Source organism: Amycolatopsis vancoresmycina, assembly GCF_000716785.1.
GTDB classification, from domain to species: Bacteria; Actinomycetota; Actinomycetes; order Mycobacteriales; family Pseudonocardiaceae; genus Amycolatopsis; species Amycolatopsis vancoresmycina.
This window is the reverse complement of the sequence record NZ_JNYY01000066.1, coordinates 1-326: the sequence shown is the minus strand read 5'-3', so window position 1 is coordinate 326 and position 326 is coordinate 1. Positions and strand designations below refer to the sequence as shown.

1 rRNA gene is annotated in these 326 nt (G+C 56.4%); it reads left to right on the top strand.

Annotation, left to right across the window (positions count from 1 at the left end):
• Positions 1-326 (top strand): 23S ribosomal RNA (locus tag OO60_RS44340); the annotation flags it as partial.

The window sequence follows — 326 nt, the reverse complement described above, 5'->3', positions numbered from 1 at the left end:
CCCGCAGGAAGAGAAAACAACCGTGATTCCGTGAGTAGTGGCGAGCGAAAGCGGAAGAGGCTAAACCGTTTGTATGTCAAGCTGTCAGGCGTTGTGCAGACGGTGTTGTGGGACCCGCCTTGAGGATTCTGACAGGTTCTCGGGTTGTTGTGCTGGTTAGTGGAACCGCTTGGGATGGCGGGCCGGAGTGGGTGAGAGCCCCGTACGCGAAAACCAGTTTCAATGGCCTTGGTGGTGTTCCCGAGTAGCAGCGAGCTCGTGGAATTTGCTGTGAATCTGCCGGGACCACCCGGTAAGCCTAAATACTTCCTGAAGACCGATAGCGG